Genomic DNA, 22,448 nt, shown 5'->3' with positions numbered 1-22,448 from the left:
AATTGTCGGAGGGGCCACCTATAATCGAACGCATGTTCGAAGTACCGTCGGATCCCGCCGCTCTGGTGGCGCTGATCGAGTCCACGTATCGGGAGGAGTCGATGCTGGTGGCGCGGCGGTTGGCGGCGGTGGCGGCGCTGCTGCGGCATCGGGTGGCCACTGCCGACGGGGCCGATCGGGAGTACGCCGAGATCGACAGCTTCGAGCAGACCGCCGCCGAGGTCGCCGCGGTGATGAACCTGTCTGCGATGGGTGCCAGTTTCCTGGTGTCGCACGCCGAGGCGCTCGATACCCGCCTGCCACGGGTGGCGGCGCTGTTGGCCGAGGGGCGAACGGATTGGCGCACGGTGCGTTTGGTCATCACCCGCACCGATCTGGTCACCGACCCGGAGGTGATCGCCACGCTCGATGAGTCGTTGGCCGCCCGGATCGGGAATTGGCACAGTTGGTCGCGGCAGCGGATCGTCAACGCGGTTGATGCCGCGGTGCGGGTCGCCGATCCCGACGCCGCCCGGGAGCGTCGGGTGGCCGCCGAGGAGGACCGTTACGTCGCCATCAGCGCCGCGGACAACGGGATGGCCGAGATCCGCGGTTCGGTGGCGGCCGCCGCCGCGACGGCCTTTGATCGCCGGCTGTCCCAACTCGCCAAGCAGGTGTGCCCGGCCGATCCACGGACGATGGATCAGCGCCGCGCCGACGCACTGTCGGCGCTGGCCGACGGCCGCGGGTTGGGTTGTGCGTGTGGACAAGCCGACTGCCCCACCCGGGCCGGCGAGCACGCTCGCGAAGGTGAGCCGACCGGGGCGCGGGTGGTCGTCAACGTGGTGGCCGGCGAGCAGACCGTCTACGCCGATGGGGCTGAGCCCGGCTATCTGGAGGGCTATGGCGTCATCGATGCCGATCAGGTGCGCCGGTTGGCGGCCGCCGCGTCGGTGCTGGTGGCCAACCCGGTGACCAGTCCGGTCGAGGCCTTGCGCTATCAACCGTCGGCGGCGCTGGAGCGGTTCGTGCGCTGCCGCGATCTCACCTGCCGCTTCCCCGGATGCTCCCGCCCGGCGATGATCTGCGATGTCGACCACACCATTCCGTTCAACCATCAAAATCCGCGGGCGGGTGGGCGCACCGTCGCGGAGAACTTGAAATGTCTGTGCCGCCAGCATCATCGGCTCAAAACCTTCGGGGGCTGGCGCGACAAACAGTTGGCCGATGGAACCGTGATCTGGGCCTCGCCGACCGGCAACACCTATCGGACCTCGCCGGCGGGTGCGGATTTGTTTCCGGCGGCGCGCGCCCCGGCCTGCGCCGCCCCCGAGCCGAGACGACGCAGCCGATCCCGGCAGCGCAGCGCGCGAATCACCCAGGCGCGCACCCACAATCGCGAGCAGCGCCCGATCAACGAGGCCCGCCGTCGACTCGAACAGGACCGCAAAGACGAAATCGCGGCACGCAAGTTCCGAAACCACATGCGCGACATGCTGTTCCTGTTCAAGGGAACACCGAGTACCAGCCCCTACTGCACCTGGGTCAACGACCCCCGAGAACCCGAAGAACTGCCCCCCGACTGGGAACCCGACCAACCCACCCTGCAGCCCCTACCCGACGACCCACCCTTCTGACGCATCACCCACCCGCGGGGGGCTGCGCGATGACCGTGGGCTTGAAACCGTATCGGGGAGTGACGAAGTGGGCCGCGACGCCGCGCCCCGCCCCGGCGGCGGGCACCATCGGCACCCCGCCCACCGCGTTCGTGGCACGTTCGACGGCCCCCGCGGCGGAGGCACCGTTGAGCGCCACGGCGACCGTCGGTGCCGGGGCCGCGCTCGCCCAGGCGGCGGGCACCGATAACCCGCCGATCGACGCCGCCTTGCCGACGGCTCCGCCGATTGCGCCGATCGAGCCCAGGCCCGCACCCGAAACGGCGGGAAGGGCCGCTTCTGCGGCCTTGGCGACGCCCTCGGCGGCGGACTTCGCGGCGGGCATGAAGCCCTGCGCGAGGCTTTGGATGTCCTTGAACGCGGTGGTGAACAACCGCGTCGGCGAAATCAATCGGATGAACGCGTCAAAAGGCGTGCTGGCGTCCAAGGTTTGCGACCCGGTCAGTCCCTCCAACAGGTCACCCAGCGGACCCCCGACGACGATCCCATCGCCCTCCGGGTTCAGGCCGATCCCTCCCAAGGACAGCGTGGGATTGGCGGACGACGGGGACGTGTTCGTCGACCCCGCCAGCGCCGAAAGGGCTTGGGGCACCGCGTCCAGGCCCTGCCCGCTGTTGCTGCCGGTGGCGCCGGCCGCCTGGGCCACCGCAGCGGCCTGACCCGCGACGCCGGTCGGGTTCGTGGTGGGCGCCGCCAACTCGAACGCCGGCAATGTCGACGCCGCCGCCGAGGCGCCGGCATATTCGTACATCGCGGCAGCGTCCTGGGCCCACATCTCGCCGTATTGCGCCTCGGTGGCCGCAATCGCCGGGGTGTTCTGCCCGAGGAAGTTCGTCGCCAGCAACTCCATCAGCAACGCCCGGTTCGCCGCGATCACCGGTGGCGGCACCGTTTCGGCGAACGCCGCCTCGTAGGCACCGGCCGCCGCCACGGCTTGATGCGCCGCCTGTTCGGCCTGCCCACCCGTGCCGCTGAGCCACACCAGTTGCGGCACGGCCGCGGCGAGCATGGATGCCGCGGCCGGCCCCTGCCATGGTCCGCCCTCGAGGCCCGCGATCACCGACCCATACGAGGATGCCGCGGAATGCAGGCCCGCGGCCAATCCACTCCAGGCCGCCGCGGCGGCGAGTAGCGGCCCCGAACCGGGCCCCGAATACATCAGCGCGGAGTTGATCTCCGGCGGTAACTGCGCGAAGTCCAGCATCGGGTCCTCGCCTAACCGACCGCGGCGGCGTTGGCCAATTCCGTGGCGGCGTACGAACCGGCGCTGATGCCAAGCGTCGTCGCCAACTGCTCTCGCATCAGAGCTGCCTGCGCACTGATCTCCTGGAAGAGCTGTCCGTGCCGGGAGAACCGTGCGGCCGTCAATATCGACACCACATCGGCGGCGGCGGGGGCCACCGCGGTCGTCGTCGCGATCAACGCCGAATTGTTTTCCTGCACTGCGGCATTGATGCCGTGCAGATCACGCGAAGCCGCATCCAGTATTTCCGGCTGTGCCATCAGAAACGACATGGTGAGTCCTCAAAACCCTTTCAATTAACCAGCTTTCGGCGCCCGTCACCGGCACCGAGTTCGACGCTCGTCACGTTAGGCCGGTGACCTCGGATGATGACAGCCTGCGGGCCGCTATTTCATGGCCGGTTGGACAACTATTCATTTAGCTGGCCACAAACGCTGCCACTTTTGGATTCGGCATGAATCTCGCTATAATCCAATATGATTGGAGTCATATATGTTCCTATATGAGCGCGCATACGCGTCCGCCTAGCTTTGCTGGCTCAGGATTCGGGGCTAAACATGCCGTCGCACAAGGTAATTCGCGACCACGATCGGCTGGATCCGACGGCGGGGCCTGGGGCGCCGGCCATGCCGCCGCGCGCCGACACAGGACTCCGCCACACGGACGACGGCCCAGCGGCTAGGGTGCCAGGCATGCCGGTCGCAACCAACGCCTCGAGTTTTGTCCGCCGATCGATTGCGGTGGCCGCGGCCTGCCTGACCGTCGCCGCGGCGTCGGCGTGCGACGAACCCCGCCCGTCACGCCCGGGCGCGAACCCCCGGCAGGTAACGGTTTTGGGTACCGGGCAAGTTCAGGGCGCCCCGGACACCCTGACCGCCGACGTCGGTATCGAATTCACCGCCCCCGACGTCACCACCGCCATGAACCAGACCAACGACCGCCAGCAGGCGGTCCTCAACGCGCTGCTCGGCGCCGGCGTCGACCACAAGGACATCAGCACCACCGAGGTCACCCTGGCGCCGCAGTACAACAACCCCGGACCCAGCGGCACGGCCGACATCACCGGGTACCGCGCCACCAACGCCGTCGCCGTCAAGATCCACCCGCCCGATGCGGCGTCGCGGCTGCTGGCCCTCATCGTCGGCACGGGGGGCGACGCCACCCGGATCAGGTCGGTCCGCTATTCCATCGCCGACGATTCGCAGCTGGTCAAGGACGCCCGCGCGCGGGCGTTCAACGATGCCAAGAGCCGCGCCGAGCAATACGCCCAGCTGTCCGGGCTCCGGCTGGGCCGGGTGCTGTCCATCTCGGAGGCCACCGGCAACCCCCCGCCGGTCGGGCCGCCGACGCCGCGGGCCATGCCGTCGATGGTCCCGCTCGAGCCCGGCCAGCAGACCGTGAACTTCTCGGTCAGCGCGGTGTGGGAGCTGGACTGACGCAGCCGGATGGCGGCGATCGCCGCGAGCTACTGCTGGTAGACCCTGGGGTCCAGGGTGCCGATGTAGGACAGGTCGCGGTAGCGCTCGTCGTAATCGAGGCCGTAGCCGACGACGAAGTCGTTCGGGATGTCGAAGCCCACGTACGAGATGTCGACGTGGGCTCCCTTCGCGTCCGGCTTGCGCAGCAGCGTGCACACCTTCAGCGACCGCGGATGCCGCGTTTTGAGGTTGCGCAGCAACCAGGACAGGGTCAGGCCCGAGTCGACGACGTCCTCGACGATCAGCACATCGCGGCCCTGAATGTCGCGGTCCAGGTCCTTGAGGATGCGCACCACCCCCGACGAGGACGTCGATGAGCCGTACGAGCTGACGGCCATGAACTCGAACTGGGTGGGCACCGGGATCGCGCGGGCCAGGTCGGTGACAAAGATCACGGCGCCCTTGAGCACGGTGATCAACAGCAGGTCCTGGCCCGTCTCGCTCGCGGCGTCGCGGTAGCTCTCCCCGATTTCGCGGCCGAGATCGGCGATCCGCGCCTGAATTTGCTCCGCCGTCAGCAGGACAGACTTGATATCCCCGGGGTAGAGCTCCGCGGGCTGGGCGGGGGTGATCGCCGAGGAGATCTGGGCCACGCCCACAGAGTGCCACGCCGACGGGCGGATAACCAACGGCGGCCCCGATATTGCGGTCAGTGGACCGGTTCGCGCCACAGCGTCAAAACGCCGTCCCGGCGGCCCGCGAACAGCCGCTCGTCGGGCAGGGCCGACCCCACCGCCACCCCGCCCTGGCCGCGCCATCCGGTGACCAGGGCGTCGACCCCCCGAATCTGCTTGTCGGTCAGCCCCGTTGCGCCGCCCGCCAGGAGCCAGGCCCGGATCACCCGGCGCCGAACGGGCGCGTCCAGCGTCGCCAGCGCCGAGACCCGCAGCCCCGGGCCCTCCTTGGCGTCGGGCAGCGCCCGGGCGGCCAGGGTGTCGATCAACTCGTTGTCCTCCCGCAACGCGGTCGCGGTGCGGGCCAGCGCCTCGGCGACGCCCCCGCCGAGCACGTCTTCGAGCAGCGGCAACACCTCGGCACGCAGCCGGGTCCGGGTGAAGCGGCGGTCGCTGTTGTGCGGATCGCGCCACGCGGTCAGGCCCAGCTCCCGGCACGCGTCGTGCGTCACCGCGCGCCGGACCCCCAACAACGGCCGACACCACGGCGGATCGTAGGGGCGCATCCCGGCGATCGAGCGCACCCCGGACCCCCGGCCCAGCCCCAGCAGCACCGTCTCGGCCTGGTCGTCGAGCGTGTGGCCGAGCAGCACCGGGCCGTCATGGTAGGCGGCCAGCGCGGCATAGCGGGCGGCGCGCGCGGCCGCTTCCGGACCGCCTTGGCTGCCGACCTGCACCCGAACCACTTGCGCCGCAACACATCCCAGTTCCATGGCCTGCGCCCGGGCGGTTTCGGCGACGTCGGCCGAGTCGGGTTGCAGGCCGTGGTCCACCACCACCGCGGCGGTGGGTCGCAGCTGGGCCGCCACCGCGGTGAGCGCCAACGAATCCGGGCCACCGGACAGGGCCACGCACCATTGGTCGACGGTGGCCAGATGCGTCTTGATGAACGCCTCGACCGCCGCGCGCAGCCGGCCTACAGCACCCTGTCGATCCATCGCCGGGGCTCTTCGATCTCGTTGGGCTGCGGCAGCGTCTCGGGCCCCGTCCAGATGGCGTTGAATCGCGCCATCCCCACCTGGCCCACGACGTCATCGACGAACGCCTTGCCACGGGTGTATTGGCTGAGCTTGGCGTCGAGTCCCAGCAGTGCGCGCAGCAGGCGCTGCAGGGGCGGTTGCTTGCGGTGGCGGCGCTCGTCGAAGCGGCGGCGGATGGTGGCCACCGACGGCACGGCCATCGGCCCGACGGCATCCATGACGTGGTCGGCGTGGCCCTCCAGCAGCGTGCCCAGCACCAGCAGCTGATCCAGGGCGTGGCGCTGGGGCTCGGACTGGACCGCCCGCACCAGACCGAGGATCCCCGCCGAGTTGGCGTCCGAGGCCGGATTGCCGCGATTGCGGGCATAGTCGGCGAGCCGGCTCACCACCTCCCCCAGGTCGTCGCCGGCGTCGCGGGTGAGCAGGCCCAGCGCCTCCGACATGTAGTCGGGCAGCCACGGGTTGGCGGTGAACTGAACCCGATGGGTGACCTCGTGCAGGCACACCCACAGCCGGAAATCGGACGGGTCGATCCGCAGTTGCCGCTCGACGGCGATGACGTTCGGGTACACCAGCAGCAGGCTGCCGGCCCTGGCCCCGTTATCGCCGGCGAACGGGTCGTATTGGCCGAGGATCCCCGAGGAGACGTAGGCCAGGACGGCGCCGGTCTGCGCGCCGGTGATCCGGCCCGTGAGAAATCCGCGTGGCTTCTCGGCGCCGTTCATCATCACCCGCATCGACTCGGCCGCGGCGGCAATCCATTCCGGGCGGTCGACGATGCGGGCGGCGGGCACGGCGCCACCTGCGACCAGGCCGGTGACCTCACGGACCAGGGGTTCGGCGTTGGCCGCCGCGCCGACGAGTTCGTCGATCACCTGGCGCCGGGTGTAGTCGCTGGACGGCGGGCCGGGCCGGGCCAGCCGCCGGCCGACCGTGGCCGCGAATTGCCAGTCGACCGCGGTGCCCAGCGTCAGGTCCGGCGCCGGCGTCATGAGCACCCGCAGAACCAGAGCCTGGTCGCCAGCGCGTCCATCGCGTTGCGGCCGGTCGGGCCCGCGTCGTTGGAGATGAACGCGAAGGTGAGCACCCGGCCGCTGCGGTCGGTGAGCACCCCGGCCAGCGCGTTGATGTTGGTCAGCGAGCCGGTCTTGGCCCGCAACCAGCCGGCGGGGCCCTGGCTGGTCGAGGCGTCGACGAACCGGTCGCCCAGCGTGCCACTGCCGGCGGCGATCGGGAGCAGATCCAGCAGCGCGCGCAGCGCCGGCTGGTCCGGCCCGGCGGCGGCCTGCAGCACCCCGTCGAGCGTCTTGGCCGTCAGCCGGTCGTCGACCGAGAGCCCGCTGGAATCCAACAGCGCCGCACCCGCGGTGTCGACGTGGGCGGTGCTCAACCTGTTGGTGACCGCGTCGGCCGCACCGGCGAAGCTGCGCGGCCGGTTGATCGCGGCGGCCACCTCACGGGCGATGCATTCGGCCAGCACGTTGTCGGAGTGGTCCATCATCTCGGACAGGCGCTGCACCAACGGCGCCGACTGCACGACGGCCAGCTGGCGCGCTCCGGACGGCGCCGTCGCGATCGTCACCGCGGCGGGATCGAGGTTCAGCGCCTTGGCCAGCTCGCGGCCGGCATCCAGCGCCGGCGTCCGGGACCTCCGGGAGTTGACCGTGGTCGGCTGGATGCGTCCGGCGTCGATCATCACCGACTCGATCGGCGCGATGTCGCCGTTGTCGACGTCGGCGGGATCCCAGCCCTGCGCCATCGTCGGCCCGCTGAACGCCGAGGTGTCCACCTGCACCGCGGTCGGGGTCACGCCGCTGCGCCGGATCTGCTCGACGAGGTCGCTGATGCGGGCCGCGCCCCGGTACCAGGTGTCCTGCCCGGGCGGTGCGGCGGACAGCACCGGATCGCCGGCGCCCACCAGCACGACGGGGCCCTGGGCGTTTTGGCTGCCGGCCACCACCCGGGTGCTGATCCGGGCCTGGCGGTCCAACGTCAGCAGGGCGGCGGCCGCCGTCAACACCTTGTTGGTCGACGCCGGCACCAGCGGCATGTCGTCCGCCACCTGCCACAGCTCTTTGCCGGTGCTGGCGTCGGTGATCCGGCCGCCCAGCCTGCCCAGGTTGGGGTCGCCCGCCACCGGCGCCAGCGCTGCGCTCACGCCCGGGCCGCTGGGCAACTCGGCGGTATCGCTCACCGGGACCATGCCGGGCTTGACCGTGGGTGCGTGCGGAGCCGGGATCGGAGCGCGCGCACTGCCCGCGCCATGCCCGGTCGTGGTGAAAAACGTTGCCGCCACCACCACGGCAGCGACGAACGCCAGCACGCCCAACCCGATGAACACTGGGGTGGATTTTTGCCAGCGAGTACGGGCCATCACTCTCCTGACTGTTTGAACCCATTCTGCCGAATCGGCGGCGATGGGCTCGACTAGGGTGTAGCAGAGCAAAATTGGCCTGCCCATGCAGACACCCAGACAAGGAGCCGACGCGGTGGAATTCGACGTGACCATCGAGATCCTGAAGGGCCAGCGGAACAAATACGAGATCGATCACGAGACCGGTCGGGTGCGTCTGGACCGCTACCTGTACACCGCGATGGGCTACCCGACCGACTACGGCTTCATCGAGGACACCCTCGGCGAGGACGGCGACCCGCTGGACGCCATGGTGCTGCTGCCGCAGTCGGTGTTTCCCGGGGTGATCGTGGAGGCCCGTCCGGTGGGCATGTTCCGGATGACCGACGAAAAGGGCGGCGACGACAAGGTTTTGTGCGTGCCGGCCGGCGACCACCGCTGGGACCACGTCCAGGACATCGGCGACGTGCCCGAGTTCGAGCTCGACGTGATCAAGCACTTCTTCGTGCACTACAAGGACCTGGAGCCGGGCAAGTTCGTCAAGGCGGCGGACTGGGTTGGTCGCGCGGAGGCCGAGGCCGAGATTCAGCGCTCGGTGGAGCGGTTCAAGACCGAGGGGCACTAGCGACCGCACCGGCCCTGCGCCGGTTGCGCAGCAGGCTCCAGCCCAGCGCCGCTCCGATGAAGACCACCCCGACCGAGGCGGTGACCGCTTCGGGGACCTGCAGGCCAGGGTCGATGGATCCCAGCATGATCACGGCCAGCGCGCCGATGGCCCAGTGCGCGCCGTGTTCCAGGTACACGTACCGGTCCAGGGTTTCCTGCTTGACCAGATAGATGGTGATGGACCGCACGAACATGGAGCCCACCAGTCCGAGCCCGAGCGCGATGACGATCGGGTCCGAGGTGATCGCGAAGGCGCCGGTGACCCCGTCGAACGAGAACGCGGCGTCGAGAACCTCGAGGTAGAGGAACAGGGTGAACCCCGCCTTACCGACCGCCTCGCCGGCCGTCATGCCCTCGACGTCGGCCGGGCGGAACGCGCGGCTCAACCCGTTGACCACCAGGTAGGTCACCAAGCCCAGCACTCCGGCGGTCAGCACCGTGGCACGCTCGTCGGCCGAATGCGTCAACCGCGAGCCGACCAGCACCAGCGTGGCGCCGGCCACCACCACCGACACCTGACCGAGTCGCCCGATGCGGGCGAAGGGGACCTCAATCCACTTGAGCCACTTGATGTCTCGGTCATGGAAGACGAAATCCAGGAACAGCATCAACAGGAACATCCCACCGAACGCCGCGATCTGCGGATGGGCGGAGAGGATCATCTTCTCGTAGCTCGGCGAGCCGTCCGGAAACTCCAGCGCGCCGTGCGGCGGCGGATGCAGCGCCAGTTCCAGCGCGCGAACCGGCCCGATCCCCGCGGTGGCCCACACGATCACCAACGGGAACAACAAACGCATCCCGAACACCGCGATGAGAATCCCGACGGTCAAAAACATCTGCCGCCAAAACGGGCTCATCCGCTTCAGGATCGCGGCGTTGATGATGGCGTTGTCGAACGACAGCGACACCTCGAGGACGGCCAACACCAGCAGCAGGAAAAGGTCCTCGAGGCCGCCGTGCGCATACCCCAGCACAAGGGCCACCACGGTGAGCAACAACGAGATGCCGAAGACGCGGTAGGCGGCCATAGGTCCTTTCCGACAGCCGCTCACACTAGCGAACCCGGTCGCGGCGCCGGGCTATCGGTTGCGGACACTTACTATTTTCAAATTGTGGCGATACATCGGCGCGGTCCGCTGAAAGCGCTGCCCCGATGACCGAAATCAGCGCGTCACAGGGGCCGGTGGCGCGCGGCGCCATGGCCCGCGTCGGCACCGCCACCGCCGTGACCGCGCTGTGCGGCTACGGCGTGATCTACCTGGCGGCCCGCGACCTGGCGCCCAGCGGCTTCTCGGTGTTCGGGGTGTTCTGGGGGGCCTTCGGGCTGGTCAGCGGCGCCGCGTTCGGCCTGCTCCAAGAAACCACCCGCGAGATCCGCGCTTGCTCAATTGGGGGGCCGTACCTGGAGGTCGCGCCGGTCAAGCGCACCCACCCGCTGCGGGTCGCCGCGCTGATCGGCGTGGCCGCGGCCGTCGTGATCGCGGGGACCGCGCCGTTGTGGAGCGGGCGGGTTTTCGTCGAAGACCGCTGGCTGTCGGTAGCGTTGCTCAGCGTCGGGCTGGCCGGCTTCTGTGTGCACACCACCCTGCTAGGCATGCTGGCCGGAATCAATCAGTGGACCCAGTACGGGGCGCTGATGGTGACCGACGCGGTCATCCGGGTCGCGATCGCGGCGGCCACCGTGGTGCTGGGCTGGCATCTGACCGGCTTCCTCTGGGCGACGGTCGCCGGCGCGCTCGCCTGGCTGATCCTGCTGGTGGCCTCGCCCGCCACCCGCGCCGCCGCCCGCCTGCTCACCCCGGGCGGCACCGCGAGGTTTCTGCGGGGCGCCGCGCATTCGATCACCGCGGCCGGCGCCAGCGCCATCCTGGTGATGGGTTTTCCGGTGCTGCTGAAGCTCACCAGCGCCGAGCTCGGCGCCGAGGGCGGGGTGATCATCCTGGCCGTCACGTTGACCCGCGCGCCACTGCTGGTGCCGCTGACTGCCATGCAGGGCAACCTGATTGCGCATTTCGTCGACGAGCGCAGCGACCGGGTGCGTGCGCTGATCGCCCCGGCCGGGATCGTCGCGGCGATCGGCGCGGTCGGGGTGCTGGCCGCGGGCGCGGTCGGCCCCTGGCTGTTGCGATTCGCCTTCGGGCCCCAGTACCACGCCAGCAGCGCCCTGCTGGCGTGGCTGACCGGGGCCGCGGTGGCGATCGCCATGCTGACGCTGACCGGCGCCGCCGCGGTGGCCGCCGCGCTGCACCGCGCCTACTCGCTGGGTTGGGTCGGCGCGACGGTCGCGTCGGGTCTGCTGCTGTTGCTGCCGCTGTCCCTGCAGACCCGAACCGTGGTCGGCCTGCTGTGCGGGCCGTTGGTCGGCATCGGCGTCCATCTGGTGGCGCTGTCGCGCGCCGGACGCGCATCGGGCTGATCTGGCCTGCACCAGCGTGTACCTTGTGGGCTTAGATGGGTACGGAAACGCAATATTCGGTCGTCTGGGTCGTCATTCCCGCCTTCAACGAAGCAGCTGTCATCGGCGAGGTGATAGCCGACGTCCGCTCGGTGTTCGACCACGTCGTCTGCGTGGACGACGGCAGCGCCGACGGCACCGGTGAGATCGCCCGGCGGGCGGGGGCCCACCTGGTCCGCCACCCCATCAACCTCGGGCAGGGCGCGGCCATTCAGACCGGCGTCGAGTACGCCCGCAAGCAGCCGGGGGCCCAGATTTTCGCGACGTTCGACGCCGACGGCCAGCATCGGGTCAAGGACCTGGCCGCGATGGTCGACCGGCTGCGCGCCGGGGACGTCGACGTGGTCATCGGCACCCGGTTCGGCACCCAGCAGGTCGCCCGGCCGCCGTTGCTGAAACGGATCGTGCTGCAGACCGCCGCGCGGTTGAGCCGGCGCGGTCGCCGGCTTGGCCTGACCGACACCAACAACGGGCTGCGGGTGTTCAACAAGAAGGTCGCCGACGGCCTGAACATCACGATGAGCGGCATGAGCCACGCGAACGAGTTCATCATGCTGATCGACGAAAACCATTGGCGCGTCGCCGAAGAACCGATCGAGGTGCTCTACACCGAGTATTCGAGGTCGAAGGGCCAGCCGCTGCTCAACGGCGTCAACATCATTTTCGACGGATTCCTGCGGGGGAGGATTCCAAAATGATCCGACATGAAAGGACCGGAAGATGAACTGGATCCAGGTGCTCCTGATCGGATCGATCGTCGCGCTGCTGGTGTATCTGCTGCGCTCGCGCCGCAACGCGCGGTCCCGGGCCTGGGTCAAGGTCGGCTACGTGGTGTTCGTGCTGGCCGGCATCTACGCCGTGCTGCGACCCGACGACACCACCGTCGTGGCGCAATGGTTCGGGGTGCGCCGCGGCACCGACCTGATGCTCTACGCGCTGATCATGGCGTTCTGCTTCACCACGCTCAGTACCTACATGCGGTTCAAGGACCTGGAGCTGCGTTACGCGCGGCTGGCCCGGGCGATCGCGATGGATTCCGCCCAGGCGCCCGAAGCGGGCTAGCCGGTGTGCGTCCGCCGGAAGTAGTCCACCGTGCGGCGCACGCCCTCGGCGAGCTCGACCTTCGGCCGCCAACCCAAAACCTGTGCCGCAGAACCGATGTCGAGACAGGATCGCTTGAGGTCGCCGAGTCGCGGCGGCGCGAACTCCGGGTCGTCGGGGCCCCCGACCGCGGCGGCCACCGCCGAATGCAGTTGCCGGTCCGAGGTTTCGACCCCGGTGCCGATGTTGAAGCGCTGCCCGCCACCGGCGTCTCCGGACGCCTTGACGAAGGCGTCGACCACGTCGTCGACGAAAACGTAGTCGCGGGTGTTGCTGCCGTCGCCGAAAACCTTGGTGGGCTTACCCGATAGCAGCGCCTGGGCGAAGATCGCCACCACGCCCGCTTCCCCGTGCGGGTCCTGGCGGGGCCCGTAGACATTGGCCGGCGCGATGTGCGAGCAGTCCAGCCCGTACAGGTGGCGGAAGGTGTTCAGGTAGATCTCGCCGGCCACCTTCCCCGCGGCATAGGGCGACGCAGGATCGGTGGGGGCGTCCTCACCGGTCGGGTACCGCGGCGGGACGCCGTAGATGGAGCCGCCCGAGGAGGTGTGCACCACCTTGCGCACCCCCGTCCTGCGCGCGGCCTCGGCCAGGCGCACCGTGCCGATCACGTTGACCGAGGCGTCGAACTGCGGGTCGGCCACCGAGTGCCGCACGTCGATCTGGGCGGCCAGGTGGAACACCACCTCCGGGCGGTGCTCGTCGAGGATGGCCTCCAGATCGGCGGTCACGATGTCGGCCTCGACGAAGACATGCGCCGGATTGTCGGCCAGGTGCTCGAGGTTGCCCGCGCGGCCGGACGCGAAGTTGTCCAGCCCCACCACCGCGTGGCCGTCGGCCAACAGACGGTCGACTAGCGTCGAGCCGATGAATCCGGCTGCCCCGGTAACCAGTGCACGCACCGGCCCACCATACATAGCGGCGGCGGCCGCGGCGCTCATCGCGGTGCAGCTGGCGGTCCGCGCGGCGCTGGCGTTCGGGGGCTACTTCTATTGGGACGACCTGATTCTGATCGGCAAGGCCGGCACGCATCACCTGCTCGCGCCGTCGTATCTGTTCCACGATCACGACGGCCACGTGATGCCGGGGGCATTTCTGCTCGCGGGCACCATCATCCGGCTGGCGCCGCTGGACTGGACGTGGCCGGCGGTCAGCCTGGTGGTGCTGCAACTGCTGGCGTCGCTGGCGTTGTTGCGCGCGCTGCACGCCATCCTCGGCTGGCGGCCGGTGCTGCTGATCCCGTTGACGTTCGCGTTGTTCACGCCGCTCGGCGTGCCCGGATTCGCCTGGTGGGCGGCGGCGCTGAACTCGCTGCCGATGCTGGCGGCGCTGGCCTGGGTCTGCGCCGACGCCGTCCTGCTGGTGCGCACCGGCGATCGGCGCTACGCGGTGACCGGGGTGCTGGTCTACTTCGGCGGGCTGCTGTTCTTCGAGAAGGCCGCGGTGATCCCGTTCGTCGCGTTCGCGGTGGCCGCGCTGCTGTGCCACGTGACCGGTGACGGGAGCCTGCGGTCGGCGCTGGCGACGGTGTGGCGGGCCGGGGCGCGGTTGTGGACCGCGGCGCTGGCGCTCACCGCCGCCTGGGTGGCCCTCTATCTGGGCGTGGTCAATCAGCAGCGGTGGAGTTCCGACCTGTCGATGACGGCGCGGTTGCTGGCGCGATCGATCACGCACGGCATCGTGCCCGGGCTGGCCGGCGGGCCCTGGCACTGGGACCGGTGGGCGCCGGCGTCGCCGTGGGCCACGCCCCCGCCGTCGGTGATGGCGCTGGGCTGGCTGGTGCTGGCCGGCGTGCTGGCGGTGTCGCTGGCGCGCAAGCGGCGCATCGGGCCGGTGTGGGCGACCGCCGCCGGCTACGCCGTGGCCTGCCAGGTGCCGATCTATCTGATGCGCTCGTCGAAGCAGACCGCGCTGGAGCTCGCGCAGACCCTGCGGTATTTCCCGGATCTCGTCGTCGTGCTGGCGCTGCTGGCCGCCGTCGCGCTGTGCGCCCCGAACCGGCCGGCCGGGCCGGCCTGGCTCGACGCGTCGCCGAAACGCGCGGCGGCGGCCGCGGGTCTGGCGGTGTTGTTCGTGGCGAGCAGCCTGTACTCGACGGCCACGTTTTTGACCAGCTGGCGCGACAACCCGGCTCAGCCCTATCTGCAGAACGCTCGGGCCTCTCTGGCCGCGGCCCATGCCGCCGCGGACGCGCCGCTGCTTGACCAGGAGGTCGATCCGCTGGTGCTGCAACGGGTGGCCGCACCGGAGAATCTGTCCAGCCACATGTTCGCCCTGCTGCGGGATAGGCCCGAATTCGCGCCCGCGACAACGCAATTGCGCATGCTGGACAGCTCCGGTCACCTGATCAAGGCGCGGGTGACCTGGGTTCGTACCATCGCGCCGGGGCCGATGCCGCGCTGCGGCTATTTCGCGCAACCGGACAAACCGGCGCGCCTGGTCCTCGACGGGCCGCTGCTACCCGCCGACTGGACCATCGAACTGAACTACCTGGCCAACAGCGACGGGTCGATGCTGTTGTCGATGACGCAGGGGCCCGAGGTCAAAGTGCCGGTGCATCCGGGACTCAACCGGGTGTTCGCGCGCCTGCCGGGCGCCGGGGACGCGATCACCGTGCGGGCCAACACCGCGGCGCTGGCGTTGTGCATCGCGTCGGGTCCGGTGGGTTTTCTGGCCCCGGGCTGAGCAGGGAAGTAATGGAGCCGCCTAGGAGAATCGAACTCCTGACCTATTCATTACGAGTGAATCGCTCTACCGACTGAGCTAAGGCGGCGTGCCCTCGCGCGGGCGGCACGAGTCTACGGCAGGCGGGCGGGCACCACGAAATCAATCGCGCGGTTCCTGGGTGCGCAGTTCCTGACCGATCGTCGCGACCATGGCGTCGACGGCGAACTTGGGCTTGACGTTGATCGCCAGCGCCTCGCGGCATTCGAGGACCGCCTCGATGCAGCGCAGCAGCCGATCGGGCGGGGCATGGGCCGCCAGCGCCGCGACCTTCTCGGCCATATCCGGATGGTTGGCCCGCACCGCCCCGGCTCCCGCGTCCAGGGCGGAGGCCATCAGCGCATCCCGGAAATAGGTCGCCAGGTCGATCAGCGCCCGGTCCAGCGCGTCGCGCGAGGCCCTGGTCTGGCGCGACTTCTGCCGCCGCTCAAGGTCTTTGATCGCCCCGGCCGCACCGCGCATCGCGCCCGCGGTGCCCTTTCCGGTGCCACCGGCGCCGAGGGCCGTGCGCAGCTCCTCTGTCTCGGCCTCGGCGCGGTCCGCGGTCAGCACCACCGCCTCGGCTTCGGCCGCGGCCACCAACTCCTCGGCGGCGGCGTAGGCCCGCGACGGGGTCGCGGCGTCGCGCACCAGTCCCAGCGCCCGCTCGCGCCGCTGCCGGGCCTCCGGGTCGGTGGCCAGCCGGCGGGCCCGGCCCACGTGGCCGCCGCTGACCGACGCCGCCCAGTCCGCGGTCTCGGGACTCAGGCCGTCGCTGTCCACCAGCACGTGCGCGATCGCCTCGGTCGAAGGCGTCACCAGCGCCACGTGCCGGCACCGGGACCGCAACGTGATCGCGATGTCCTCGGGGTCCACCGACGGCGCGCACAGCAGGAACACCGTCGACGGTGGCGGTTCCTCGACCACCTTCAGCAGCGCGTTGGCGGCGCCCTCGGTCAGCCGGTCGGCGTCCTCGATCACCACGATCTGCCGATTGCCGGTGGCCGGGCGCCGCGACGCGATCTGCACGATCGCGCGCATCTCGTCGACGCCGATGGACAGGCCCTCGGGAATCACCCGGCGCACGTCGGCGTGGGTGCCGGCCATGGTCGTCGCGCACGCGTGGCAGCGCCCGCAGCCCGGCCCCCCGTCTTCAACGGCGGAGGTGCACTGCAGCGCGGCCGCGAAGCACAGCGCCGCCACCGAGCGCCCCGAACCCGGCGGGCCGGTGATCAGCCACGCATGTGTCATAGTCCCGGCGCCCGCATCGCTGTGGGCTGGGTCACCGCGCGAGGCTTTGGCGGCGGCGAGCAGCTCGGCCGTCACCGCGTCTTGGCCTACCAGCCGCGCAAACACCCCGGACATCACCGGTAACAGTAGACAGCGAGGCCGACAGATACCGATCGGCTACCGTACCGCGACCATTCCGTGACCTTTGCGGCCCTCGGGGCCCCCGCGCGACCTGCCGAGATCGTTATTAAGTTTCCGGGACGTCGCCGCAGCCCGATACGGTGGGTTCGTGACATCGGCGGCGGCACTACCGGGGCGGATCAGCGCATTCGTCCGATGGGTGGTGCGCACCCCGTGGCCGCTGTTCGCGCTGAGCATGCTGCAAGCCGACATCATCGGCGCGCTGTTCGTGCTCGGCTTCCTGCGCTACGGCCTGCCACCGCAGGACCGTATCGAACTGCAGGACCTGCCGACGCTCAACCTGGCGATCTTCGCGACCTCCTTGGTCGTCCTGTTCCTCGTCGGCGTCGTGGTCAACCTCAAGCTGCTGATGCCGGTCTTCCGCTGGCAGCGCCGCGACAACATGCTCGCCGAGACCGATCCGGTCGCGACCGAACTCGCCCGCAGCCGCGCGCTGCGCATGCCCTACTACCGCACCCTGAGCACCGTCGTGTACTGGTGCATCGGCGGCGTGGTGTTCATCGTGGCCAGCTGGTCGGTGGCCAAGTTCGCGGCGCCCGTCGTCTCGGTCGCCACCGCGCTGGGAGCCGCGGCCACCGCGATCATCGGCTATCTGCAATCCGAGCGGGTGCTGCGGCCGGTGGCGGTCGCCGCCCTGCGCAGCGGGGTGCCCGAGAACGTCAAGGCGCCCGGCGTCATCCTGCGCCAGATCCTGACCTGGATGCTCTCGACGGCGGTGCCGCTGATGGCGATCGTGTTGGCCGTGGTCGCCGACAAGGCCTCGCTGCTGCATGCCGCGCCGGAGAGCTTGTTCAACCCCATCCTGTTACTGGCGCTGACCGCGCTGGGCGTCGGGCTGATCAGCACCCTGCTGGTGGCCATGTCGATCGCCGATCCGCTGCGCCAGCTGCGCTGGGCTTTGAGCGAGGTGCAGCGCGGAAACTACAACGCGCACATGCAGATCTACGACGCCAGCGAGCTGGGCCTGCTGCAGGCGGGCTTCAACGACATGGTGCGCGACCTGTCCGAGCGGCAGCGGCTGCGCGACCTGTTCGGCCGCTACGTCGGGGAGGACGTCGCCCGCCGCGCGCTGGAGCGCGGCACCGAGCTGGGCGGCCAGGAGCGCGACGTCGCGGTGCTGTTCGTGGACCTGGTCGGCTCCACCCAGCTGGCTTCCACCCGGCCGCCCGCCGAGGTCGTCCACCTGCTCAACGAGTTCTTCCGGGTGGTGGTGGACACCGTTGGCCGCCACGGCGGTTTCGTCAACAAGTTCCAGGGTGACGCGGCGCTGGCCATCTTCGGCGCGCCGATCGAGCACCCCGACTCACCGGGCGGGGCGCTGGCCGCCGCCCGGGAATTGCACGACGAGTTGCTCCCGGTGATCGGTTCGGCGGAGTTCGGCATCGGGGTGTCGTCCGGTCGGGCCATCGCCGGCCACATCGGTGCGCAGGCCCGCTTCGAGTACACGGTGATCGGCGACCCGGTCAACGAGGCCGCCCGGCTGACCGAGCTGGCCAAACTCGAGCCCGGCCACGTGCTCGCGTCGGCGATCGCCGTCAGCGGCGCGCTGGATGCCGAGGCGTTGTGCTGGGATGTCGGCGAGGTGGTCGAGCTGCGCGGCCGCAGGGCGCCCACCCAGCTGGCCCGACCGGTAAAGCTAGCTGCCCCGGAATTGGTTGCGCCGCAAGAGGTTTCCAGCGACGTAAGCAGCTAACTGCGCTTGGCGGTCTTTTTGGCCGCCGACTTCTTGGCCGGTGACTTGCGGGCGGCCTTCTTGGCGGGGCGCTTCGCCGGACCGCGGGCCCGGCGGTCGGCCAGCAGTTCGGCGGCCCGCTCGTCGGTGATCGACAGCACGTCGTCGCCCTTGCGCAGGCTCGCGTTCGTCTCGCCGTCGGTGACGTACGGCCCGAACCGGCCGTCCTTGATCACCATCGGCTTGCCCGTCGCCGGATCGGCGCCCAGCTCACGCAGCGGCGGCGCGGCGGCGCCCTGGCGGCCGCGGCGTTTGGGCTCGGCGTAGATCTTCAGCGCTTCCTCGAGGGTGATGTCGAACATCTGCTCCTCGGTGGCCAGCGAACGAGAATCGGTGCCGCGCTTCAGGTATGGGCCGTAGCGGCCGTTCTGCGCGGTGATCTCCTCGCCGGACTCGGGGTCGACGCCGACCACCCGGGGCAGCGAGAGCAGCCGCAGCGCATCCTCGAGCGTGACCGTCTGCAAGTCCATGGTGCGCAGCAGCGACCCGGTGCGGGGTTTGGGACCGGTGGGCTTCTTGCCCTTCTTCGCGGGTGTGGCGCTGCCGTCGTCGTCCCCGGGCGGCGGCTCGGGCAGGACCTCGGCCACGTACGGGCCGTATCGCCCGTCCTTGGCGACGATTTCGTGGCCGGTTGCCGGGTCCACACCCAGCACCCGTCCCTCCTGCGGCGTGGCGAACAGCTGCTCGGCCAGCTCGAGGGTCAATTCGTCGGGGGTCAGCGAGTCGTTGAGGTTGGCCCGCTGCGGCTTTGGCTCGCCGCTGGGATCATCGGGGTCGCCGGTCACCATGCGCTCCAGGTACGGCCCGTTCTTGCCCACCCGGACGTAGACGGGACGCCCCTGCTCGTCGTCAAAGAGCCTGATGGAGTTGACTTCTCGAGCGTCGATGCCTTCCAGGTTGACGCCGACGAGCTTCTTCAGGCCGCCGGATCGGGCCACCGAGTCGGCCACCCCGTGCTCGCCGCCGAAGTAGAAGTTGTTGAGCCAGTCGGTGCGCCGCTCCTGACCCGAGGCGATCGCATCGAGCTCGTCCTCCATCGCGGCGGTGAAGTCGTAGTCGACCAGCCGGCCGAAATGCTGCTCCAACAAACCGGTTACGGCGAACGCGACCCACGAGGGCACCAGGGCGCTGCCCTTCTTGTGCACGTAGCCACGGTCCTGGATCGTCTTGATGATCGACGAATACGTCGACGGGCGGCCGATGCCCAACTCCTCGAGCGCCTTGACCAACGACGCCTCGGTGTAGCGCGCCGGCGGGTTGGTGGCGTGGCCGTCGGGCGTGAGCTCGATGGCGTCCAGCCGCTGGCCCTGGGTGAGCTGCGGCAGCCGGCTCTCGGCGTCGTCGGCCTCGCCGCCGGCCAACTCGTCCACCGTCTCCACGTAGGCCTTGAGGAAGCCCGCGAACGTGATGGTGCGACCGCTGGCGGAGAACACCACTTGCCTGTCCCCGGAACGGCCCCCGATCCGCAGGCTCAGCGTGGTACCGCGCGCGTCGGCCATCTGCGAGGCCACCGTGCGTTGCCAGATCAGCTCGTAGAGCCGGAATTCGTCGCCGTCGAGCTCACGGCGCACCGCGTCCGGGGTGGCGAACGTCTCGCCGGCGGGCCGGATCGCCTCGTGCGCCTCCTGGGCGTTCTTCACCTTGCGGGTGTACTGGCGCGGGGATGGCGAGACGTACTCCTCGCCGTAGAGCTGACGCGCCTGGTTGCGCGCGGCGTTGATCGCCGACTGCGACAGCGTGGTCGAGTCGGTACGCATATAGGTGATGTAGCCGTTCTCGTAGAGCCGCTGGGCGATGCTCATGGTGCGCTCCGAGGAGAACCGCAGCTTGCGGCCGGCCTCCTGCTGCAGCGTCGACGTCATGAACGGCGCGTACGGCCGTCGCGTGTAAGGCTTTTCCTCCACCGAGGCGACGGACAGCTGGGCGCCGCGCAGCCCGGCGGCCAACTCGGTCGCGCTCGCTTCGTCGAGGATGGTGACCTCGTCGGCCTTGCGCAGCTGCCCCAGCGAGTCGAAGTCGCGGCCGGCGGCCACGCGCAGGCCGTCGACGTTGGTCAGCCGGGCGGTGAAGGTGGGCGGCGACGCCTGCGGGTCGGACACGCTGGCGTCCAGCTGGGCCACGATGTCCCAGTAGGACGCGCTGCGAAACGCCATGCGGTCACGTTCGCGCTGCACGATGATCCGGGTGGCCACCGACTGGACCCGGCCCGCCGACAGCTTGGGCGCGACCTTCTTCCACAGCACCGGGCTGACCTCGTAGCCGTACAGGCGGTCGAGGATGCGGCGGGTCTCCTGCGCGTCGACCAGATCGATATCGAGGTCGCGGGGATTCTCGGCGGCCTCCAGGATCGCCGGCTCGGTGATCTCGTGGAACACCATCCGCTTGACCGGAATGTTGGGCTTGAGGGTCTCCAGCAGGTGCCAGGCGATGGCTTCGCCCTCACGGTCACCATCCGTGGCGAGATAGAGCTCGTCGACGTCCTTGAGCAGGCCCTTGAGTTCGGTGACGGTGCTCTTCTTCTCGGGGCTGATGATGTAGAGCGGTTCGAAGTCGTGGTCGACGTTCACGCCCAGCCTGGCCCACGGCTCCGACTTGTACTTGGCGGGCACGTCGGCCGCGGCGCGGGGCAGGTCCCGAATGTGACCGCGGGACGACTCGACGATGTAGCTGGACCCCAGGTAGCCGGCCAGTTTGCGCGCCTTGGTAGGCGACTCGACAATCACAAGTCGCCGGCGGCTTCCGTTGCCGCCGCCGGCGCTGTCCTTCAGTTTCGGGTCAGCCAACTGCCCTTACGCTCCATCCCTGATTGGTCCCCCCTGCGAGACCACCTGCAGGAAGAATGACAGGTCGGCATCGAAAATTCCGGTGAAATTCAGGTACGCGACCGTTCCTTCGCCCTGCGGCACCTGACAATTTCGCACCCTCGGGCGGGCCTGCGCAAACCGACGCTCGAGAACGCGGCGCAAAATCGCCCGTTGTCCGCCGGCTAAACCCGCGGCCACCGGGACAGCGCCTCGGCGCCGTCGGGCGGCTCCCCCACGTTCTCTACCAGGCGCGATAGCCTGCGGCGGCCGGTGATGCGCAGCGCCGGGTGGCCGCCTCGGGTGCCGATCAAGGTGGGCGCGATCCCGACGCGCATCAACGCCGACGCCAGCGGCGAGTGAGTGTCGGGCGCGTGCGGGTCGAGCGCCAGCAGGTAATGCTCGCCCTCCGGGTTGCCGGCCGCCAGCGTCCACGCCCGCAGCTCCCGCGGCCCGGGCAGCCAGCGCGGCGGCACGGTCTTGACCGCGCCGCGCGTCCATTCGGCCGCCAGCGTGCTCAGCGACGGGTCCACCGCCGTGCGCACCAGCGGGGTGTCCTCGTCGGTCCGGCTGATCTCGGCCACCAGCCCGGCCTCGCGGATCATGTCCGCCAGCGCCGAGGCCCGCCATACGTCGTCGACGACCACGGAAAGCCGAGCCAGCCGCGCGCCCTGCGCCTCCGGACCGCCGACGGTGACGATCTGCCCGGACGCCGCCAGCACCCCGGAAAGATCGGCGACCGCGGGCGGCACCGACTCCGCTGTGAAGAAGGAAAGCTGGCTCACGCCATCCGACAGTAGGCCCTCTCACCCGTCCGCGTCTTGAGGCGACCGGCGCGGCGGCGGCGGGCACCCACGTGGCGCAAAAGCCGAAAGAAACCGAAACAAAGAGGAAACCCCCCGGCGGGGCCCGCTGGGGGCTGCACGGGGGGTATCCGTCTCAGGTCTGCTCTCCTCTACAGGGAGCGGACTCCGGTGGCCTGGGGGCCCTTAGGGCTGTGGCCGATTTCGAACTCGACCTTCTGGTTCTCTTCGAGGGTGCGGAAGCCCGAACCCTGGATCTCCGTGTAGTGGACAAACACATCCGCGGAACCGTCTTCGGGGGCAATGAACCCAAAGCCCTTCTCCGCGTTGAACCACTTCACAGTTCCCTGTGGCATCTCTCGATCTTTCCTTT

General features: G+C 69.8%; 20 protein-coding genes and 1 tRNA gene. 8 read left to right on the top strand and 13 right to left on the bottom strand.

The genetic code is table 11. The features are described from left to right. Window positions 1–32: 32 nt before the first annotated feature. Window positions 33–1,616 (top strand): HNH endonuclease signature motif containing protein, encoded by a 1,584-nt coding sequence (locus tag AC0KTM_RS27205; RefSeq protein WP_472417218.1) that lies wholly within the window; start codon window positions 33–35, stop codon window positions 1,614–1,616. A 4-nt stretch (window positions 1,617–1,620) separates the two neighbouring features. Here AC0KTM_RS27205 and AC0KTM_RS27200 read toward each other — a convergent pair whose 3' ends face one another. Together AC0KTM_RS27200 and AC0KTM_RS27195 are read right to left on the bottom strand one after the other, a co-directional pair. Next, the gene (locus AC0KTM_RS27200; protein ID WP_472417216.1) at window positions 1,621–2,859 is read right to left on the bottom strand and encodes a PPE family protein; all 1,239 of its coding nucleotides are present in this window, start codon (window positions 2,857–2,859) and stop codon (window positions 1,621–1,623) included. A gap of 11 nt (window positions 2,860–2,870) precedes the next feature. Next, window positions 2,871–3,170: a PE family protein gene (locus AC0KTM_RS27195; RefSeq protein WP_225326196.1), complete on the bottom strand. Its 300-nt coding sequence runs from the start codon at window positions 3,168–3,170 to the stop codon at window positions 2,871–2,873. Window positions 3,171–3,590: 420 nt separating this feature from the next. Between AC0KTM_RS27195 and AC0KTM_RS27190 the strand changes: the two genes are divergently transcribed. Continuing rightward, a complete protein-coding gene (locus AC0KTM_RS27190; RefSeq protein ID WP_225326195.1) occupies window positions 3,591–4,334 on the top strand; it encodes an SIMPL domain-containing protein in 744 nt (247 codons plus the stop codon). A 29-nt stretch (window positions 4,335–4,363) separates the two neighbouring features. Here the strand turns inward: AC0KTM_RS27190 and hpt are convergent, their stop codons facing one another. Genes hpt through dacB form a run of 4 tightly spaced genes read right to left on the bottom strand, consistent with a single transcriptional unit; the run spans window position 4,364 to window position 8,404 of the window. After that, entirely contained in the window at window positions 4,364–4,975 is a 612-nt protein-coding gene (hpt, locus tag AC0KTM_RS27185) for a hypoxanthine phosphoribosyltransferase (protein WP_225326194.1), read from the bottom strand. Between the two features lie 50 nt (window positions 4,976–5,025). Further along, entirely contained in the window at window positions 5,026–5,988 is a 963-nt protein-coding gene (tilS, locus tag AC0KTM_RS27180; protein ID WP_225326193.1) for a tRNA lysidine(34) synthetase TilS, read from the bottom strand. Next, window positions 5,967–7,022 (bottom strand): zinc-dependent metalloprotease, encoded by a 1,056-nt coding sequence (locus AC0KTM_RS27175; RefSeq protein ID WP_225326192.1) that lies wholly within the window; start codon window positions 7,020–7,022, stop codon window positions 5,967–5,969. Before AC0KTM_RS27175 ends, tilS begins: the two co-directional genes overlap by 22 nt. Next, entirely contained in the window at window positions 7,019–8,404 is a 1,386-nt protein-coding gene (gene dacB / locus AC0KTM_RS27170; protein ID WP_225326191.1) for a D-alanyl-D-alanine carboxypeptidase/D-alanyl-D-alanine endopeptidase, read from the bottom strand. The genes AC0KTM_RS27175 and dacB overlap by 4 nt, the downstream gene beginning before the upstream one ends. Before the next feature lie 115 nt (window positions 8,405–8,519). Between dacB and AC0KTM_RS27165 the strand changes: the two genes are divergently transcribed. Further along, the gene (locus AC0KTM_RS27165) at window positions 8,520–9,008 is read left to right on the top strand and encodes an inorganic diphosphatase (protein ID WP_225326320.1); all 489 of its coding nucleotides are present in this window, start codon (window positions 8,520–8,522) and stop codon (window positions 9,006–9,008) included. On the opposite strand, the gene AC0KTM_RS27160 is transcribed toward AC0KTM_RS27165, so the two are convergent. Next, window positions 8,989–10,077 carry a DUF475 domain-containing protein gene (locus AC0KTM_RS27160; protein WP_472417213.1) on the bottom strand — a complete coding sequence of 363 codons (1,089 nt, stop codon included), beginning with the start codon at window positions 10,075–10,077 and terminating at the stop codon, window positions 8,989–8,991. The genes AC0KTM_RS27165 and AC0KTM_RS27160 overlap by 20 nt on opposite strands. Window positions 10,078–10,202: 125 nt before the next feature. On the opposite strand from AC0KTM_RS27160, the gene AC0KTM_RS27155 reads away from it, so the two are divergent. From AC0KTM_RS27155 to AC0KTM_RS27145, 3 genes are read left to right on the top strand one after another with little or no spacing between them, the layout of a single operon-like run. Further along, window positions 10,203–11,465, top strand: coding sequence for a polysaccharide biosynthesis protein (locus tag AC0KTM_RS27155; protein WP_225326189.1), 1,263 nt, complete (start codon window positions 10,203–10,205; stop codon window positions 11,463–11,465). A 35-nt stretch (window positions 11,466–11,500) separates the two neighbouring features. Continuing rightward, window positions 11,501–12,202 carry a glycosyltransferase family 2 protein gene (locus AC0KTM_RS27150; protein ID WP_238955638.1) on the top strand — a complete coding sequence of 234 codons (702 nt, stop codon included), beginning with the start codon at window positions 11,501–11,503 and terminating at the stop codon, window positions 12,200–12,202. A gap of 22 nt (window positions 12,203–12,224) precedes the next feature. After that, a complete protein-coding gene (locus tag AC0KTM_RS27145; RefSeq protein ID WP_064940286.1) occupies window positions 12,225–12,566 on the top strand; it encodes a DUF2304 domain-containing protein in 342 nt (113 codons plus the stop codon). On the opposite strand, the gene AC0KTM_RS27140 is transcribed toward AC0KTM_RS27145, so the two are convergent. Beyond that, window positions 12,563–13,507, bottom strand: coding sequence for an NAD-dependent epimerase/dehydratase family protein (locus AC0KTM_RS27140; protein ID WP_238955637.1), 945 nt, complete (start codon window positions 13,505–13,507; stop codon window positions 12,563–12,565). The two genes, AC0KTM_RS27145 and AC0KTM_RS27140, sit on opposite strands and share 4 nt — an antisense overlap. Between AC0KTM_RS27140 and AC0KTM_RS27135 the strand changes: the two genes are divergently transcribed. Beyond that, the gene (locus tag AC0KTM_RS27135; protein ID WP_238955636.1) at window positions 13,473–15,290 is read left to right on the top strand and encodes a hypothetical protein; all 1,818 of its coding nucleotides are present in this window, start codon (window positions 13,473–13,475) and stop codon (window positions 15,288–15,290) included. The genes AC0KTM_RS27140 and AC0KTM_RS27135 overlap by 35 nt on opposite strands. A 12-nt stretch (window positions 15,291–15,302) precedes the next feature. Here AC0KTM_RS27135 and AC0KTM_RS27130 read toward each other — a convergent pair. After that, window positions 15,303–15,378 (bottom strand) — tRNA-Thr (locus tag AC0KTM_RS27130). A 53-nt stretch (window positions 15,379–15,431) separates the two neighbouring features. Continuing rightward, window positions 15,432–16,673, bottom strand: a complete 1,242-nt coding sequence (locus tag AC0KTM_RS27125; protein ID WP_238955635.1) for a DNA polymerase III subunit delta' — start codon at window positions 16,671–16,673, stop codon at window positions 15,432–15,434. A gap of 97 nt (window positions 16,674–16,770) precedes the next feature. Between AC0KTM_RS27125 and AC0KTM_RS27120 the strand changes: the two genes are divergently transcribed. Then, window positions 16,771–18,432 carry an adenylate/guanylate cyclase domain-containing protein gene (locus AC0KTM_RS27120; RefSeq protein ID WP_238957262.1) on the top strand — a complete coding sequence of 554 codons (1,662 nt, stop codon included), beginning with the start codon at window positions 16,771–16,773 and terminating at the stop codon, window positions 18,430–18,432. On the opposite strand, the gene topA is transcribed toward AC0KTM_RS27120, so the two are convergent. The 3 genes from topA to cspA form a co-directional block, all read right to left on the bottom strand. Then, window positions 18,429–21,254, bottom strand: coding sequence for a type I DNA topoisomerase (gene topA / locus AC0KTM_RS27115; protein ID WP_225326184.1), 2,826 nt, complete (start codon window positions 21,252–21,254; stop codon window positions 18,429–18,431). The genes AC0KTM_RS27120 and topA overlap by 4 nt on opposite strands. 203 nt (window positions 21,255–21,457) lie before the next feature. Then, entirely contained in the window at window positions 21,458–22,057 is a 600-nt protein-coding gene (locus AC0KTM_RS27110; protein WP_225326183.1) for a hypothetical protein, read from the bottom strand. 170 nt (window positions 22,058–22,227) lie between these two features. Beyond that, window positions 22,228–22,431, bottom strand: a complete 204-nt coding sequence (gene cspA / locus AC0KTM_RS27105; protein WP_007772268.1) for a cold shock protein CspA — start codon at window positions 22,429–22,431, stop codon at window positions 22,228–22,230. Window positions 22,432–22,448 lie beyond the last annotated feature (17 nt).

The sequence above is a fragment of the Mycobacterium sp. NTMscope_Eco_3 genome, from assembly GCF_976985685.1.
This window is presented reverse-complemented; position numbering and strand designations above follow the sequence as displayed.